The 15,149-nt window shown below is 59.0% G+C and carries 13 protein-coding genes; 7 read left to right on the top strand and 6 right to left on the bottom strand.

Translation table 11 applies throughout. From position 1 onward, the window contains the following. Positions 1-53: 53 nt before the first annotated feature. Entirely contained in the window at positions 54-2,903 is a 2,850-nt protein-coding gene (gene polA, locus BN3544_RS05125) for a DNA polymerase I (RefSeq protein WP_019431225.1), read from the top strand. A 3-nt stretch (positions 2,904-2,906) separates the two neighbouring features. On the opposite strand, the gene BN3544_RS05120 is transcribed toward polA, so the two are convergent. Then, the gene (locus BN3544_RS05120) at positions 2,907-3,551 is read right to left on the bottom strand and encodes a glutathione S-transferase (RefSeq protein WP_019431226.1); all 645 of its coding nucleotides are present in this window, start codon (positions 3,549-3,551) and stop codon (positions 2,907-2,909) included. Positions 3,552-3,641: 90 nt separating this feature from the next. Here BN3544_RS05120 and BN3544_RS05115 point away from each other — a divergent pair, with 90 nt between their 5' ends. Together BN3544_RS05115 and BN3544_RS05110 are read left to right on the top strand one after the other, a co-directional pair. Then, positions 3,642-4,538, top strand: coding sequence for a dienelactone hydrolase family protein (locus tag BN3544_RS05115; RefSeq protein WP_019431227.1), 897 nt, complete (start codon positions 3,642-3,644; stop codon positions 4,536-4,538). A gap of 68 nt (positions 4,539-4,606) precedes the next feature. After that, positions 4,607-5,455 carry a ZIP family metal transporter gene (locus BN3544_RS05110; protein WP_026036867.1) on the top strand — a complete coding sequence of 283 codons (849 nt, stop codon included), beginning with the start codon at positions 4,607-4,609 and terminating at the stop codon, positions 5,453-5,455. 31 nt (positions 5,456-5,486) lie between these two features. Here the strand turns inward: BN3544_RS05110 and BN3544_RS05105 are convergent, their stop codons facing one another. From BN3544_RS05105 to BN3544_RS05095, 3 genes are read right to left on the bottom strand one after another with little or no spacing between them, the layout of a single operon-like run. Next, complete coding sequence (locus BN3544_RS05105) at positions 5,487-6,344, bottom strand: sulfurtransferase (RefSeq protein ID WP_019431229.1); 858 nt, start codon at positions 6,342-6,344, stop codon at positions 5,487-5,489. A gap of 15 nt (positions 6,345-6,359) precedes the next feature. Beyond that, positions 6,360-7,247, bottom strand: coding sequence for a DMT family transporter (locus tag BN3544_RS05100; protein WP_019431230.1), 888 nt, complete (start codon positions 7,245-7,247; stop codon positions 6,360-6,362). Positions 7,248-7,260: 13 nt separating this feature from the next. Next, entirely contained in the window at positions 7,261-8,388 is a 1,128-nt protein-coding gene (locus tag BN3544_RS05095) for an aromatic ring-hydroxylating oxygenase subunit alpha (RefSeq protein ID WP_019431231.1), read from the bottom strand. 261 nt (positions 8,389-8,649) lie between these two features. Here BN3544_RS05095 and xseB point away from each other — a divergent pair, with 261 nt between their 5' ends. The 4 genes from xseB (at position 8,650) to BN3544_RS05075 (ending at position 12,968) form a co-directional block, all read left to right on the top strand. Further along, positions 8,650-8,904 carry an exodeoxyribonuclease VII small subunit gene (gene xseB / locus BN3544_RS05090; protein WP_019431232.1) on the top strand — a complete coding sequence of 85 codons (255 nt, stop codon included), beginning with the start codon at positions 8,650-8,652 and terminating at the stop codon, positions 8,902-8,904. Further along, a complete protein-coding gene (locus tag BN3544_RS05085) occupies positions 8,901-9,848 on the top strand; it encodes a polyprenyl synthetase family protein (RefSeq protein ID WP_019431233.1) in 948 nt (315 codons plus the stop codon). Before xseB ends, BN3544_RS05085 begins: the two co-directional genes overlap by 4 nt. Before the next feature lie 3 nt (positions 9,849-9,851). Next, positions 9,852-11,699 carry a 1-deoxy-D-xylulose-5-phosphate synthase gene (dxs, locus tag BN3544_RS05080; RefSeq protein ID WP_019431234.1) on the top strand — a complete coding sequence of 616 codons (1,848 nt, stop codon included), beginning with the start codon at positions 9,852-9,854 and terminating at the stop codon, positions 11,697-11,699. Between the two features lie 189 nt (positions 11,700-11,888). Beyond that, positions 11,889-12,968, top strand: coding sequence for a TRAP transporter substrate-binding protein (locus BN3544_RS05075; RefSeq protein WP_019431235.1), 1,080 nt, complete (start codon positions 11,889-11,891; stop codon positions 12,966-12,968). A gap of 79 nt (positions 12,969-13,047) precedes the next feature. Here the strand turns inward: BN3544_RS05075 and BN3544_RS05070 are convergent, their stop codons facing one another. Both BN3544_RS05070 and BN3544_RS05065 read right to left on the bottom strand, forming a co-directional pair. After that, positions 13,048-13,542 (bottom strand): hypothetical protein, encoded by a 495-nt coding sequence (locus BN3544_RS05070; RefSeq protein WP_019431236.1) that lies wholly within the window; start codon positions 13,540-13,542, stop codon positions 13,048-13,050. Between the two features lie 57 nt (positions 13,543-13,599). Next, a complete protein-coding gene (locus BN3544_RS05065) occupies positions 13,600-15,117 on the bottom strand; it encodes a TRAP transporter large permease (protein ID WP_019431237.1) in 1,518 nt (505 codons plus the stop codon). Positions 15,118-15,149 lie beyond the last annotated feature (32 nt).

The raw sequence follows: 15,149 nt of genomic DNA, 5'->3' as shown, positions 1-15,149 counted from the left end.
CGATCATGGCGTCGTTTCACGGTCAAGCCCTTAACCCGGTACACAATCGGGGGATGAGTGAAAACACCCCTGAAACATCCAAGCCGAGCCTTTTGTTGGTCGACGGCTCCAGCTACCTGTACCGTGCCTTCCACGCCATGCCCGACCTGCGGGCCGTCCCCGGCGATCCGACGAGTGCGGCGACGGGCGCGATTCGCGGCATGATCAACATGATGGAGCGGCTGCGCAAGGATGTGCCCGCTGTCTATGCCGCCTGCGTGTTTGATGCCAAAGGGCCGACTTTTCGGGACGAGATGTACCCCGAGTACAAGGCCCACCGCAGTCCTATGCCTGACGATTTGCGCACGCAGATCGAACCCATTCACGAACTGGTGCGCCTGATGGGCTGGACGGTGCTGGACGTGCCCGGCGTAGAGGCTGACGACGTGATCGCCACCTTGGCCCACACCGCCGCCCAACAGGGCATCGAGGTGACGGTGTCGAGCGGCGACAAAGACTTGAGCCAGTTGGTCAATGAACACATCACCATCATCGACACGATGAACGGCAAGGTGCGCGATGTGGCGGGTGTGACCGAAGAGTTTGGCGTGCCGCCCTCGCTGATGATCGACTACCAGACCTTGGTGGGTGACCCGGTGGACAACGTGCCCGGCGTGCACAAAGTGGGCCCCAAGACCGCGGCCAAGTGGCTGCTCGAATACGGTTCACTCGACAAGCTGATGGAAAACGCCCACGAGATCAAGGGCGTGGCAGGTGAAAACTTGCGCCAGGCCGTGGACTGGCTGCCCAAAGGCCGCGCCTTGGTGACCATGAAGATCGATTGCGACTTGAATGACTGGGTGCCCGATTTGCCCTCATTGGCCAGCTTGCACCTGCACGAGCCCGACAAAGACAAGTTGCTGAATTTTTACCAGACCTATGGCTTCAAAGGCTTGGTGCAGTCGCTGGGTGGGGCCATGCCTGCGCCCGCGCCCAAAGCCAAAACCGCCAAGCCCAAAGACACTGGCATGGGGGATTTGTTCGGAGCTTCGCAAGATGAACAAGCACCGGCATGGCCCGTGCATGACAGTGCCGCCATCGCGGCCAGTTCGGTCAATGGCGACTTGAAATACGACACGGTGCTCGACTGGGCCACCTTTGACCAGTGGTTCGCCCGGATTGAGCAAGCCCCACTGACGGCCATCGACACCGAAACCACCTCGCTCGACGCCATGCGTGCCGAGATCGTGGGCATTTCGCTGAGTGTGCAGCCGGGCGAGGCGGCCTATATTCCGCTGGCCCACAACGGCCCGGGTGCGCCCGAGCAACTGCCGCTGGCCGAAGTGCTGGCTAAATTGAAGCCTTGGCTGGAAAACCCGGCCCGTCACAAGCTGGGCCAGAACATCAAATACGACCGGCATGTGTTCGCCAACCACGGCATTGAGGTGCAGGGCTACGCCCACGACACCATGCTCGAGAGTTATGTGCTCGAAGTGCACAAACCGCACGGCCTCTCTAGCCTGGCCGAGCGCCATGTGGGGCGCAAAGGCGTGACGTATGAAGACCTGTGCGGCAAGGGTGTGCACCAGATCCCTTTTGCGCAGGTGGATGTGGACAAGGCGGCGAATTATTCATGTGAAGACGCTGACCAGTGTCTGGATGTGCACTCGGCGCTATGGCCGCAGATCGAGGCGCATGCGGGACTCAAGTATGTTTATGAGCTTGAAATCCAGACCAGCGAAGCGCTCTACCGCATTGAGCGCAATGGCGTGCTGATCGACGCACCCACGCTGGCCGCGCAAAGCCAGGCGCTGGGCGAGCGCATTGTGCAGCTCGAAACCGAGGCCTACGAAATTGCGGGCCAGCCCTTCAACCTGGCCAGCCCCAAGCAGCTGGGCGAAATCTTTTTTGACAAGCTGGGCCTGCCCGTCGTCAAGAAAACCGCCACGGGCGCACGCAGCACTGACGAAGAGGTGCTGGAAAAACTGGCCGAAGACTACCCGCTGCCGGCCCGTATCCTCGAGCACCGCAGCCTGTCCAAACTCAAGGGCACTTACACCGACAAACTGGCGCAAATGGCGCTGCCGCGCACAGGCCGTGTGCACACGCATTACGCGCAGGCCGTGGCCGTGACAGGCCGACTGTCGAGCAACGAGCCGAATTTGCAAAACATCCCGGTGCGCACCGCCGAAGGCCGCAAGGTGCGCGAGGCCTTTGTGGCCCCGCCCGGCTGCGTGATCGCCAGCGCCGACTACAGCCAGATCGAGCTGCGCATCATGGCGCACCTGAGCGACGATGCGGCCTTGCTCAAGGCTTTTCATGAAGGACTCGACGTGCACAAAGCCACCGCCGCCGAAGTGTTTGGCGCCACGCCCGATACGGTGAGCAGCGAGCAGCGCCGTTACGCCAAGACCATCAACTTTGGCCTGATTTACGGCATGAGCGCCTTTGGGCTGGCCAAGGCGCTGGGTATTGACAACACGGCTGCCAAAAACTACATCACCCGCTACTTTGAGCGCTTTGCGGGCGTCAAGCACTACATGGACGCCACTCGCGAACAGGCCAAGGCCTTGGGCTATGTCGAGACGGTGTTGGGTCGCCGCTTGATGCTGCCCGAGATCAACAGCCCCAATGGCCCGCGCCGCGCCGGGGCCGAGCGCGCCGCCATCAATGCGCCCATGCAGGGCACGGCGGCTGATTTGATCAAGCTGAGCATGGTGGCGGTGCAAAAAGCGCTGGACGAGCAAGGCAAGGCCACCAAAGTCATCATGCAGGTGCACGATGAACTGGTGTTTGAGGTGCCTGAGGCCGAGGTGGAATGGGTGCGCACCGAGGTGCCGCGCATCATGGCCAGCGTGGCCGATCTGAAGGTGCCTTTGCTGGCCGAAGTGGGTTTTGGGCCTAATTGGGAGCAGGCGCACTGAGCATCAAGCGCCCTCTTGCCACGGCTCGTGCTTGTGCATGATGGCCTTGAACAGTTCAGAGGCTTCAAATCGCGCCAGCCATGCAAACAGGCCGGGCCAAGGCTGCGCCGCAAACCAGCCCGGATCGGTGTGGGCAAATTGCCTGATGAAAGGGGCTAAGGCCGCGTCGGCCAAGCCTTCATGCCCACCCGCCAAAAAAGGCTGCGCCTGCAAACGGGCATCGAGCGATTGCAGCCAGACTGCGGCCAGGTCACGGTCGGCATGGCCACTTTCTAAACCTGAGCGATTGGGGTATTTGTACCGGTCCAGGTGGTGTTTGAAGGGGCCGTCGTTGTGTGCGATGAGGGCCTGCGCGTCGGCCATGCCTTGATCCGTATCGGCCAGCCAAGCCAGTGGGTCGTGCTGGCGCAGTGCCCACAGCATGATGTCCAGGCTTTGGTCCAGAATTTGATCACCCGAAGCGGCGCGCAGCCACAAAACCGGGACCGTGCCTTTGGGCGACAAGGCCAGCATGTGGGCGGGTTTTTGCTTCAAAACCACCTCACGGTGCTCGTGCGCCAGGCCGCTGACATGCAATGCCAGTCGGGCTCGCATGGCATAGGGGCAGCGGCGAAATGAATACAGAACGGGCAAGGCAGTGTCGTGCATGGGGGCAGTTTAAATGTCCGGGTTCGTGCAACAAAAAAGCGCATGTGCCAAGATAAGCATCCCTTTCACGGACGATTTTGGAGACTCTCCTTGAACAACGATCTGATTAACGACGCACAAGCCCTGCTGGGCGGACGAATTGGCGCCAGCGGTGCCACGCGCCGAGTGGCTTTGAAAGCCGCTTTGGGCGTAGGTTATGCCGCAGCGGCCATGCCGATCATGGCCCAAACGGCCATCAAGACCCCTTCAACGGGTTTGGTTTCTGGCGAGGTGACCATTGACGTGAATGGTTTCAAGATGCCTGCCTACCGCAGCGCACCTGCAGGCAAAACCGGTTTGCCGGTGGTGCTGGTGATTTCCGAGATCTTTGGTGTGCACGAATACATCGCTGACGTCACGCGCCGTCTGGCCCAGGCTGGCTACTTGGCGATTGCGCCCGAGCTGTTCGTGCGTCAGGGCGACGCCAGTGCGTACGGTGAAATCGCCAAACTGCAAGCCGAGGTGATTTCCAAAGTGCCCGATGACCAGGTCATGGCCGATCTGGACGCTTGTGTGGCTTGGGCGGCGGCAAACGGTGGCAACACCAACAAGTTGGCCATCACCGGCTTTTGCTGGGGTGGCCGCATCACTTGGCTGTATGCCGCGCACCAGCCCAAAATCAAGGCGGGGGTGGCCTGGTATGGCCGCTTGGTGGGCAATGCGACAGCGCAGACGCCCACGCACCCGCTGGCTCTGGTGGGCAAGCTGAAGGCGCCCGTGTTGGGCTTGTACGGTGCTGCCGACACGGGCATTCCCCTTGACACGGTTGATAAGATGAAAGCTGAACTGGCGCAGGGGCCAGCCGCGGCCAAATCCAGTGAGTTTGTGGTTTATCCTGACGCACCACACGCTTTCCATGCCGATTACCGCCCCAGCTACCGCGCGGCGGCGGCAGAAGACGGCTGGCAGCGCTTGCTGGCTTGGCTCAAACGCCAAGGTGTGGCTTGATTTTTTGAACGCAACAACCGCCCTTTTGGGCGGTTTGTTTTGGGATGCACAGCATTCCGGGAAACATGATGACTTTATTGGCGATTTTGGTGGGCACTTTGGTGGCGGGCATCGGCAGCGTCTGGGTGGCGGCCTGGCTCAGTTTTGGCATTTTGAGCCGCTATACCCAGCACATGCTGAGTCTCGCCGCCGGGGCCTTGATGGCCACGTCTTTTTTGCATTTGTTGCCCGAGGCTTTCGAAAGCGAAGCAGGCGCGCATGCGCTGTTTCTGACGCTCTTGCTGGGCTTGGTGTTTTTCTTTTTGCTCGACAAAGCCGAGCTTTGGCATCACGGGCATGAGCACCATCACGGGCACCACAGCGGTCACGCACACGAGCATGGCCATGACCGTGCCGAACCCCATGCCTACGACGAAGTGCATGGACACCACCAGGCAAGTTCAGGTGCTGTGAGTGAGCTTCCGCGAGGTCAGTGGGCCGTTTTGGCGGGGGACAGCGTGCATTGTTTTGGCGACGGCATTCTCATCGCATCGGCCTTCATGGCGGACATGCGCCTGGGTGTGATTGCCGCTTTGGCCGTGATGGCGCACGAAGTGCCGCACCACATGGGTGACCTGGCCGTTTTGCGCCAAGGCAGCAGCAGCCGCCGCGCGGCCATCGTCAAGGTTTCAATGGCTGGAGCGATCACAGCTTTTGGTGGCGCCGTGGGTTATGTGCTGGTCGATGCCTTGCACGACTGGCTGCCTTATTTTTTGGTAGTGGCCAGCAGCAGCTTTATTTATGTCGCACTGGCAGACTTGATTCCCCAATTGCAAAAACGCCTGTCTGCGCGAGAAACAGCCGCACAAATCATCTGGCTGGCCGTGGGCATGGGCATGGTGGTGCTGGTCAGTTCGGCAGCGGGCCACAGCCACTGAATCTGCTCCGTGGTTTGGCTGCGGGCAGCCCTCAGCCCTGAGCGCAGGCCAGGCCGGGGGTGCGGCTCCACTCGCTCCAGCTGCCCGCATAGAGCGCTGCAGGCCCATAGCCTGCCAACTCCATCGCGATCAGGTTGGGTACGGCGGTCACGCCGCTGCCGCAGTGGTGCACCACGCTGCTGACGTTGCGCCCAGCCAGTACTTTGTCCCATTCGGTTTTGAGCACTGCGGGTGATTTGAAGAAGCCGTCTTCGGTGAAGTTCTCGGTGAAGTGTCGGTTGATTGCACCCGGAATGTGCCCCGCCACTGGGTCCAGTGGCTCCACCTCGCCTCGGTAACGCGCTCCGGCGCGGGCGTCGATGATGGTTTGCGTGGGTTTGCCCAATTCTGTAGCGACTGTCTCGGTCAGCACCAATTGGCGCAGCGGCGCTTTCAGCTCAAACTGCGCGGGCATCGCCGCGGGGGCTGGTCCCGAGGCCAAGGTGCCGCCTGCAGCCTCCCAAGCTTGCAGCCCGCCATCGAGTACTGCGACAGCGTCGTGCCCCAGCCATTTCAGCATCCACCACAAGCGGCCGCAGTAATGGCCTTTGTTGCGGTCGTACACCACGATTTGCATGCCATTGTGGATGCCCATGCTGCCCAGCCATTGCGCCACCACGTCACGCTGAGGCAAGGGGTGACGCCCACCGTTCACCGCTTGGTCCGGGTGATGTGTGCTCAGGTGCTTGTCCAGATGGGCGTGCTTGGCACCCGAAATGTGCACCGCCTCAAAAAAACCATCGGCCAGTTCCGGTTTCATCAAGTCAAAACTGCAATCCAGCACAGCGCAGGGGGTGCCTTGTTGCTGCAGTTGTTGCAATTCGCGGGCGGTGATCAACAAGCTGTACATGCGGTGTCTCCGGGGTCAGTGTTCTTCGGCAGGGGCGCGGGGCAGGGCGCGGCTGCGCAAGGCGGTTGCCGCTATGCCGCTGGCAATGATGAGCGCTATGCCCGCCCAGCCAATGAGGGGGATCTGGTCGCCAAACAAGAAAAGGCCATACAGGGCAGCAAATACGATGCCCGAATATTGCAAGTTGGCCACCACCAAGGTGGCACCTCGGCTGTAAGCTTTGGTCATGCTCAGTTGGCCCAAAGCAGCCAGCACGCCAATCGGCAGCAGCCACAAGGCGGCGGGCCAGGTCCAGGCACTGGCACCCGAGAACAAGATGACCACACCACCCACGACCGTGGTGCCGATGGAGAAGTAAAAAACCGTGCGGGATTCTGGTTCGCCTACTCGGCCCAGCGCGGTTACTTGCATGTAGGCCAGTGCAGCGCCCAAGCCCGAAAGCAGGCCGATGACGCCTGCAAACAGCTGGTTTTGCTCAATGGTGGGGCGCAAGATCATGATCACGCCACTGAAGCCAGCGATCACCGTGAGCACCATCGGACCTTGTTTGCTCGCGTCTTGCAAGCGGCCCATGACCAAGGTGCCGCTGATCAAAAAGGCCGCCACCCACACCCCGCTCATGTAGTTGAGCGTCATGGCCGTGGCCAATGGCAGATGGGCTATAGCGTAAAACCAGGCCGAGAGCGAGGCCACACCGATGATGGAGCGCCAGACATGCATCATGGGAATCGTTGTGCGCAAAGGCACTTTTTGCACCTTGCACAGGGTGGCCATGAAGGCCATGCCGATCAGTCCCCGGTAGAAGACCAGTTCAAAAGTGTCGAAATGCGGTGCGGCGAATTTGATGCAGACACTCATCGTCGCAAAAAACAGCGACGCCAGAATCATCCAGGAGGCTTGCATCTGTGCTTTCTGCTCAGAGGCTTTTCATCTGGCGGCGGTACCACTCGTGGAAGTGCTGCATGCCGTCTTCCATGGGGCTTTGGTAGGGGCCTACCTCGTTGTCGCCACGCGCCAGCAGGGCTTTGCGGCCCGCATCCATGCGCTCTGCGATCTCGTCGTCCTCGATGCAGGTTTCCATGTAAGCGGCCTGCTGTGCCTCGACGAATTCGCGCTCAAAGGCGACGATTTCTTCGGGGTAATAAAACTCCACCATGTTCAGCGTCTTGTGGGCGCTGATCGGGTGCAGGGTCGACACCGTGAGCACATGCGGGTACCACTCGACCATGATGTGCGGGTAATACGTCAGCCAAATGGCGCCGCGTTCGGGCAACTGGCCGTTGCGGTACTTCAGCAGCACCTCGTGCCATTTTTTGTAGGTGTCCGAGCCGGGTTTGCCAAAGCCACCAGACACGCCCACGGTCTGCACCGAATAGTGTTCCTTGAACTCCCAGTTCAGGTCGTCGCAGGTCACAAACTGGCCCAGCCCCGGGTGGAAAGGACCCACGTGGTAGTCCTCCAGATAGACCTCGATGAAGGTCTTCCAGTTGTAATTGCATTCGTGCAACTCGACCCGGTCAAGCGCATAGCCCGAAAAATCGAGCTGCGAGCGAGGTCCCATGTCGGCCAGATCGGCGGCGATGTCGCGGCCATTGTCTTCAAACAACAGGCCATTCCATGTCTGCAGCTTGTAATTGTTCAGATTCAGGCAGGGGTCGTGCGAAAAATGCGGCGCACCCAGGAGTTGTCCGTCTGGCGCGTAGGTCCAGCGGTGCAAGGGGCAAACGATGTTGCCGCCAGCACTGCCTTTTTGCTGGGTCTGCAGATTGCCTCGGCCATTCAGCATGACCGCCTGGCGGTGGCGGCACACGTTGGAGACGAGTTCGACCCCGCCTTGTGCGTTGCGCACCAAGGCACGGCCTTCGGCTTCGTGGGGCAGGGCGTAATAGTCGCCCGGGTTGGGCACTGCCAGCTGGTGGCCCACATAGCGTGGGCCTTGCCGGAAGAGCGTGTTCAATTCGCGCTGAAACAGCGCCTCATCGAAATAAGTGGAAACTGGTAGTTGGCTTGCGGCCTGCTGCAGTTGAAGACTTAAATCAGACATGGGTGACCTGACCTAGAGACTCCCCCTATGAAGGGGCAGGGACATAGCGCTGAATTCAATGAAAACTGCGCAAAAAAATGACAGGAAATTTCCTGCCGATGAGCCTTGATTCTACCCCGCAGGTCCCTGAGCAGCGGGCTGCTGGTTCACACATCCTGAAAATGCGCCGCAATGACGCTTTGTGCAGGCGGACTAAAGGGGCTTTTGTCAGCTGGACGGATGCTTAACGCCTAAAATTGACGCTTTTGCCGGAACACTTTTATGCCCAAGGCTGCCAAATCCGACCTCGCTGACGCCCTTGTGCCGGCTTTACCCGCCACTTACGAGGCGGCTTTATCCGAGTTGGAGCTTTTGGTGGGGCAATTGGAGTCGGGTCAGATGCCCTTGGACCAGTTGCTCAGCGGCTACCAGCGCGGCGCGGCTTTGCTGGCTTTTTGCCGTGACAAACTCAAGGCAGTTGAAGACCAGATTCAGGTACTGGACGGCGGTCAACTCAAACCCTGGAGTGGCGCATGAGTCTGTTTGACCTGAAAGGCTGGATGCAAGTGCATCTGGACCGCGTAGAGGCTGCTTTGTCTGATGCCATTCAGGCCGAATCGCCCGCCGCTTTGGGCCAGGCTATGCGTTACGCCGTGCTTGATGGCGGCAAACGCCTGCGCCCCTTGTTGGTGCTGGCCACTGCCGAGGCTTTAGGCGATGCCCCACAAAGTGTGGCCGCCCTGAATGCCGCCTGTGCGATCGAGCTCATCCATGCTTATTCGCTGGTGCACGACGACATGCCCAGCATGGACAACGACGTGCTGCGGCGCGGCAAACCGACGGTGCATGTGCAATTTGGTGAGGCGCAGGCCTTGCTCGCGGGCGATGCCTTGCAAACCTTGGCGTTTGAAATGCTGACCCCCCAGGACGGCAGTGTGGCGGCGTCTGCGCAAGCGTCCTGTGTGGCTTTGTTGGCGCGTGCCTCTGGCTACCAAGGCATGGCCGGTGGCCAGGCGATTGACCTGGCGAGCGTGGGCCAGCGTCTGAGCGAAGACCAGTTGCGCCAGATGCACCGCCTCAAAACGGGTGCTTTGCTGCTGTGCAGTGTGCAAATGGGTGTAGCTTGTGTGGCTGGGGCCGGAGCCGGAGCCGGAGCCGGAGCCGGAGCCGGAGCCGGGGTGTCCGATGCTGCGCAAACTGCCTTAGTCCGTTTCGGGCAGGCGCTGGGCCTGGCTTTTCAGGTGGTGGACGATGTGCTGGATGTGACGGCCGATTCGGCCACGCTGGGCAAGACAGCGGGCAAAGACGAGGCCGCCGACAAACCCACTTATGTGGCCCTGATGGGGCTAGAGGCGGCCAAGGCCTACGCCGACGCCTTGGCCGATCAGGCCATGCAGGCCCTTGCCGATACCGGGCTGCCCGATGCCCGTCTGGCGGCATTGCGTGCTCTAACCGCCACGGTGGTACAACGTAACAACTAATTTATGACCGCATTACTCCAAACCATCGCCTCGCCTGCAGACCTGCGCCGCTTGCTGCGCCACGAGTTGCCGCGCCTGTCCGATGAATTGAGAAGCTGTGTTTTGGACAACGTGTCCAAAACGGGTGGTCACCTCAGCTCCAATCTCGGCACAGTCGAGTTGACGGTGGCGTTGCACTACGTGTTCAACACGCCAGAAGACCGCATCGTGTGGGATGTGGGGCATCAGACGTACCCGCACAAGATCCTTACTGGGCGACGCGATCGCATGCCGTCCTTGCGTCAAATGGGCGGTTTGTCGGGGTTTCCGCGCCGCGACGAAAGTGAGTACGACACCTTCGGCGTGGGGCATTCGTCGACCAGCATTTCAGCGGCTTTGGGCATGGCTTTGGCCGCCCGCCAAAAGGGCGAGTCGCGTCACAGCATCGCGGTGATTGGCGATGGGGCCATGACCGCGGGTATGGCTTTTGAGGCCCTCAACAACGCGGGCGTTGAGGACTGCAAGCTGCTGGTGATCTTGAACGACAACGACATGTCGATCAGCCCGCCGGTCGGTGCACTCAACCGGTATCTGGCCCAGCTGATGAGTGGGCGTTTTTATTCGGCAGCCAAAACGGTGGGTAAAAACGTGCTCAAGAACGCGCCGCCGCTGTTTGAGTTGGCCAAGCGCCTCGAAGAACACGCCAAAGGCATGGTGGTGCCCGCCACGTTGTTCGAGAAATTTGGCTTCAACTACATCGGACCGATCGACGGACACGACCTTGAATCGCTGATCCCGACGCTGGAAAACATCAAACACCTGGCTGGCCCGCAGTTCTTGCATGTGGTCACCAAAAAAGGGCAAGGCTACAAACTGGCCGAGGCCGATCCAGTGGCCTATCACGGCCCCGGTAAATTTGATCCGAATGTGGGCTTGCTGCCCCCCGTTACGCCGCCTAAAACCACCTTCACCCAGGTGTTTGGCCAGTGGTTGTGTGACATGGCCGAGCAAGACAAGCGTCTGGTGGGCATCACGCCCGCCATGCGCGAAGGCTCCGGGATGCTGGACTTTCACCGCCGTTTTCCTGACCGTTATTACGACGTGGGCATCGCTGAGCAGCATGCCGTCACCTTTGCCGCAGGCATGGCCTGCGAAGGTCTCAAGCCCGTGGTGGCGATTTATTCGACGTTTTTGCAACGTGCCTACGACCAGTTGATCCACGACGTGGCCCTGCAAAACTTGCCGGTGGTATTTGCCATTGACCGTGCAGGTCTGGTGGGGGCCGATGGGGCGACCCACGCAGGGGCATATGACATCGCATTTGTCCGTTGCATTCCGAACATGAGCCTGGCTTGCCCGGCCGATGAGCGCGAGTGCCGCCAATTGCTGAGCACTGCATACGCCCAAAACCACCCGGTCGCCGTGCGTTACCCACGCGGGGCTGGTGTGGGCGCGGTGCCCGGCTGTGACTTGGATGTTTTGCCCTTCGGCAAAGGCGAAGTGCGCCGCCAGGGCGAACAGCTGGCCATTTTGGTCTTTGGCAGCCTGCTGGCTCCGGCCCTGCAAGCGGCAGAGAAACTCAATGCCACGGTGGTCAACATGCGCTGGGTCAAGCCGCTGGACACCGAATTGCTGACGCAGATGGCCCAAAGTCACGAGCGGCTGGCCACCCTGGAAGACGGTTGCATCATGGGCGGCGCAGGCAGTGCGGTGTCAGAAGCGCTGCAAGCCGCCAAGCTGGTTCGGCCTTTGTTGCAGTTGGGCTTTGCCGATGAATTCATCGAGCACGGTGACCCTGCCAAGTTGCTGACCTCGCAGGGGTTGGATGCGCTGGGCATTGAGCGCGCCATTCGGCTGCGCTGGCCCGATTGAAGTCCAATCAAGTAGCGGGTTTAATTTTTTTTAAACGATTTAAATTTCAAAAAATTTTCGATTTCAGATTGCACAAAAAGGGTAAACCCGCAGCCCTTGTCCATGCCTCACTTCTTACAATAAAGCCCGACTCAAGAGTCAATGCCCGGCTCTCTGGGTGTGTCTTATATTTTCAACAGGAGCCCATTCATGGATCGTCGTTCCGTCATCAAAAACGCTGGCTTGGCCGGCGTCTTGGCCGCTGGTGTTGCCCCAGCTGTTCATGCCCAAGCTGCCATTCGTTGGCGCCTGAGCTCCAGCTTCCCGAAGGCGCTGGACACCATTCACGGCGCCGCCGATGTCTTTGCTCAGAACGTCAAAGCCATGTCGGGTGGGAAATTTGAAATTTCGGTGCATGCCGCAGGCGAAATCACACCGCCTTTTGGCGTGGTGGACGCAGTGCAGCAGGGTTCGGTTGAGATGGCCCACACCGCCCCTTATTACTTTTTTGGCAAGAACGAAGCCTTCGCTCTGGGTTGTGCTATCCCATTCGGCTTGAACAGCCGCCAGATGACAGCTTGGATGTACGAAGGCAATGGCTTGAAGCTGATGCGCGAGTTTTACGCCAAGTACAACATGATCAACTTCCCAGGTGGCAACACAGGTGCCCAGATGGGCGGCTGGTACCGCAAAGAGATCAAGAGCGTTGCCGACATCAAGGGCCTGAAAATGCGCATCGGTGGCTTTGCTGGTCGCGTTCTCGAGCGCATGGGCGGCGTGCCGCAAAACATCCCTGGTGGCGAGATCTACACGTCTTTGGAAAAAGGCACGATCGACGCAGCCGAGTGGATTGGCCCGTACGATGATCAGAAACTAGGCTTCAACAAGGTCGCACCGTTTTATTACTACCCAGGTTGGTGGGAGGGCGGTCCACAGTTGGACTTCTTTATCAATCAAAAAGCCTACGACGCACTGTCGCCAGAGAACAAGGCGATCGTTGCAGCCGCTGCAGCCGTGGCTCATACCACCATGCAGGCCAAGTACGATGCCAAGAATCCGGCAGCTTTGAAAGAGCTCGTGGGCAAAGGCACCAAGTTGCGTGCTTTCCCTGATGCTGTGATGAAAGAAGCCTTCAAGCAGTCCATGGCGGTTTACGAAGAGTTGAACGAGAAGAACCCTGACTGGAAGAAAATTTACGGTGATTACCGCAAATTCCAGGCAGACCAGAACCTGTGGTTCCGCTTCACCGAAGCCACCTTTGACAAGTTCATGCAAGCTCAAAAGCTGTGATCTGAGTCAGTCACAAAAAAACCGGCCTAGGCCGGTTTTTTGTTTTTGAATGTCTCCAGTTAAGAGTTTAAAAGAACGATCAGTGCATGGATCGAAACTCTTTGAGTTCGGCCCCCAGCCGTTTGAACTCATCGATCATTTCCGGACTGCACGCGTAAATCACGGTGAATTTTCCCATCAAGGTCCGGGCATAAAGGCGTGGTGCAATCACGGCGTCCAGGCCGGGGACTCGGATCAGTTTGACGTAGGCCAGGTCACGAAGCTCGACCTTTTTGTGCCAGATCCAAGTTTGCTCCAAGGTCTGGGATGTCAGCTGTGTTTTTCCCAGCAGCAGGTGGCCGACGGTATAGGCCATGATGCCCCATGCCGCCCACAGCCAGAGGTGGTCGGTTTGTGCCATTTGGGGACCGTGCAGTTGGTACGCCCAGAAAGCCAAGCCCAGCAAAAGCAAGATGGCCAAGACCTTGAACGGTAAGCTGAATGCGGGTGATGCCACGGTTTCGTGTTTCGGGATGAAGCGAAAAGGGGCTGGGCCCAGGTGCTCGGTCAAATCGGGTAAGGGTGAGGTTGTCATTGAGGTGTACGCATAAAAAACGCCTCGAAATCGAGGCGTTTGAAGAGGCTTAGCGCTTTATTTCTTAAACAAGTCGTCAATCTTGTCCTGCGCATCCTTGGCGGATTTTTCTTGCTCAGCGCCTGTTGCCGGTGTCGGTGTTTCCAGTTCTGAAGGGCCGTCTTGGGGCATCTCGATGACCACCTTGTCGATGTCCACCTTGACTTCCTTGTCGAGGAAGGCGGTCACAGTTTGCGGTACAAAGATCACGATCACCACCAGCATGATTTGCATGATCACCCAAGGGATGGATCCCAAATAGATGTCACTTGATTTCACGGCCACAGGGATGCGTTTGTCCTTGAACAACGTGTCTGCAATGCCACGCAAGTAAAAGAGCGCAAAGCCAAACGGCGGATGCATAAAACTGGTTTGCAGGTTGACGCAGAGCAGCACACCAAACCAGATCAGGTCAATGCCCAGTTTGTCGGCCACGGGCGCCAGCATCGGCACGATGATGAAAGCAATTTCAAAGAAGTCGAGGAAAAAGGCCAGGAAAAACACAAACAGGTTTACCACGATCAGGAAGCCCACCTGGCCGCCCGGCAAGCCGGTCAGCAAGTGTTCGACCCATTTGGCCCCGTCTACGCCCTGGAAGACCTGGCTGAACACGCGTGAGCCGATCAAAATGAACACGACCATGGCCGTCAGGCGCATGGTGCCGTGCATGGCTTCCCACAACAGACTCCAGTTCAGGCGTTTGTGCATGGCGGCCAGAATCAATGCGCCCACCACACCCATGGCACCGGCCTCGGTCGGAGTTGCCAGTGCGGAGTCTTGAAACGGCAAGCCGCCCATCGAGCCCAGCACGGTGAAAATCAGCACAGCCGATGGGATGATGCCTTTCAGGCACTTGGCCCACAGCGCCCAACCGTTTAAGGTGCGCTCTTCTTTTGGAACGCCGGGCACATATTCGGGTTTGATCAAACCCAAACCATAGGTGTAAAGCGCGAACATGGCTATCTGAATCAGCGAAGGGCCCCAAGCGCCTTTGTACATGTCGCCCACAGGTTTGCCCAATTGGTCAGCCAGCACCACCAAGACCAGTGATGGAGGAACCAACTGCGTGATCGTGCCTGACGCCGCCAAAACGCCCGTGGCGTAGCGCATGTTGTAGCCGTAGCGGATCATCACAGGCAGTGAAATCAAGGCCATGGCGATCACTTGCCCGGCCACGGTGCCGGTGATGGCCCCCAAAATGAAGCCCACGATGATGACCGAGTAACCCAGCCCTCCTCGCACGGGGCCAAACAATTGGCCCATGGAATCCAGCATGTCTTCGGCCAGACCACACTTTTCAAGAATGGTCCCCATGAAGGTGAAGAAGGGGATGGCCAGCAACAGGTCGTTGCTCAAGATCGAGAAAATCGAGATGGGCAAGTTGCTCATGAAGGCAACGGGGAACCAGCCCATTTCAATGGCATAAAAACCGCTGGCCAGGCCCAGCGCAGCGAGCGAGAAAGCGACGGGGAAGCCGACCAGCATCACCACGACGAGGCCTGCGAACATGATCGGTGCGAAATTTTCCATTTGCATTTGGTGTCCTTTTTGTTGTTATGTTCTATTTC

Origin of the sequence: Limnohabitans sp. Rim47 (assembly GCF_001517545.1) — a bacterium.
Classification (GTDB): domain Bacteria; phylum Pseudomonadota; class Gammaproteobacteria; order Burkholderiales; family Burkholderiaceae_C; genus Limnohabitans_A.
The sequence above is the reverse complement of the archived record's forward strand: the minus strand, read 5'-3'. Positions and strand labels throughout refer to the sequence as shown.

Coding starts and splice junctions, on each gene's coding strand:
- polA (WP_019431225.1), top strand. CDS start 54: ATGAGTGAAAACACCCCTGAAACATCCAAGCCGAGCCTTTTGTTGGTC.
- BN3544_RS05120 (WP_019431226.1), bottom strand. CDS start 3,551: ATGCACGACACTGCCTTGCCCGTTCTGTATTCATTTCGCCGCTGCCCC.
- BN3544_RS05110 (WP_026036867.1), top strand. CDS start 4,607: ATGACTTTATTGGCGATTTTGGTGGGCACTTTGGTGGCGGGCATCGGC.
- BN3544_RS05105 (WP_019431229.1), bottom strand. CDS start 6,344: ATGTACAGCTTGTTGATCACCGCCCGCGAATTGCAACAACTGCAGCAA.
- BN3544_RS05100 (WP_019431230.1), bottom strand. CDS start 7,247: ATGCAAGCCTCCTGGATGATTCTGGCGTCGCTGTTTTTTGCGACGATG.
- BN3544_RS05095 (WP_019431231.1), bottom strand. CDS start 8,388: ATGTCTGATTTAAGTCTTCAACTGCAGCAGGCCGCAAGCCAACTACCA.
- xseB (WP_019431232.1), top strand. CDS start 8,650: ATGCCCAAGGCTGCCAAATCCGACCTCGCTGACGCCCTTGTGCCGGCT.
- BN3544_RS05085 (WP_019431233.1), top strand. CDS start 8,901: ATGAGTCTGTTTGACCTGAAAGGCTGGATGCAAGTGCATCTGGACCGC.
- dxs (WP_019431234.1), top strand. CDS start 9,852: ATGACCGCATTACTCCAAACCATCGCCTCGCCTGCAGACCTGCGCCGC.
- BN3544_RS05075 (WP_019431235.1), top strand. CDS start 11,889: ATGGATCGTCGTTCCGTCATCAAAAACGCTGGCTTGGCCGGCGTCTTG.
- BN3544_RS05070 (WP_019431236.1), bottom strand. CDS start 13,542: ATGACAACCTCACCCTTACCCGATTTGACCGAGCACCTGGGCCCAGCC.
- BN3544_RS05065 (WP_019431237.1), bottom strand. CDS start 15,117: ATGCAAATGGAAAATTTCGCACCGATCATGTTCGCAGGCCTCGTCGTG.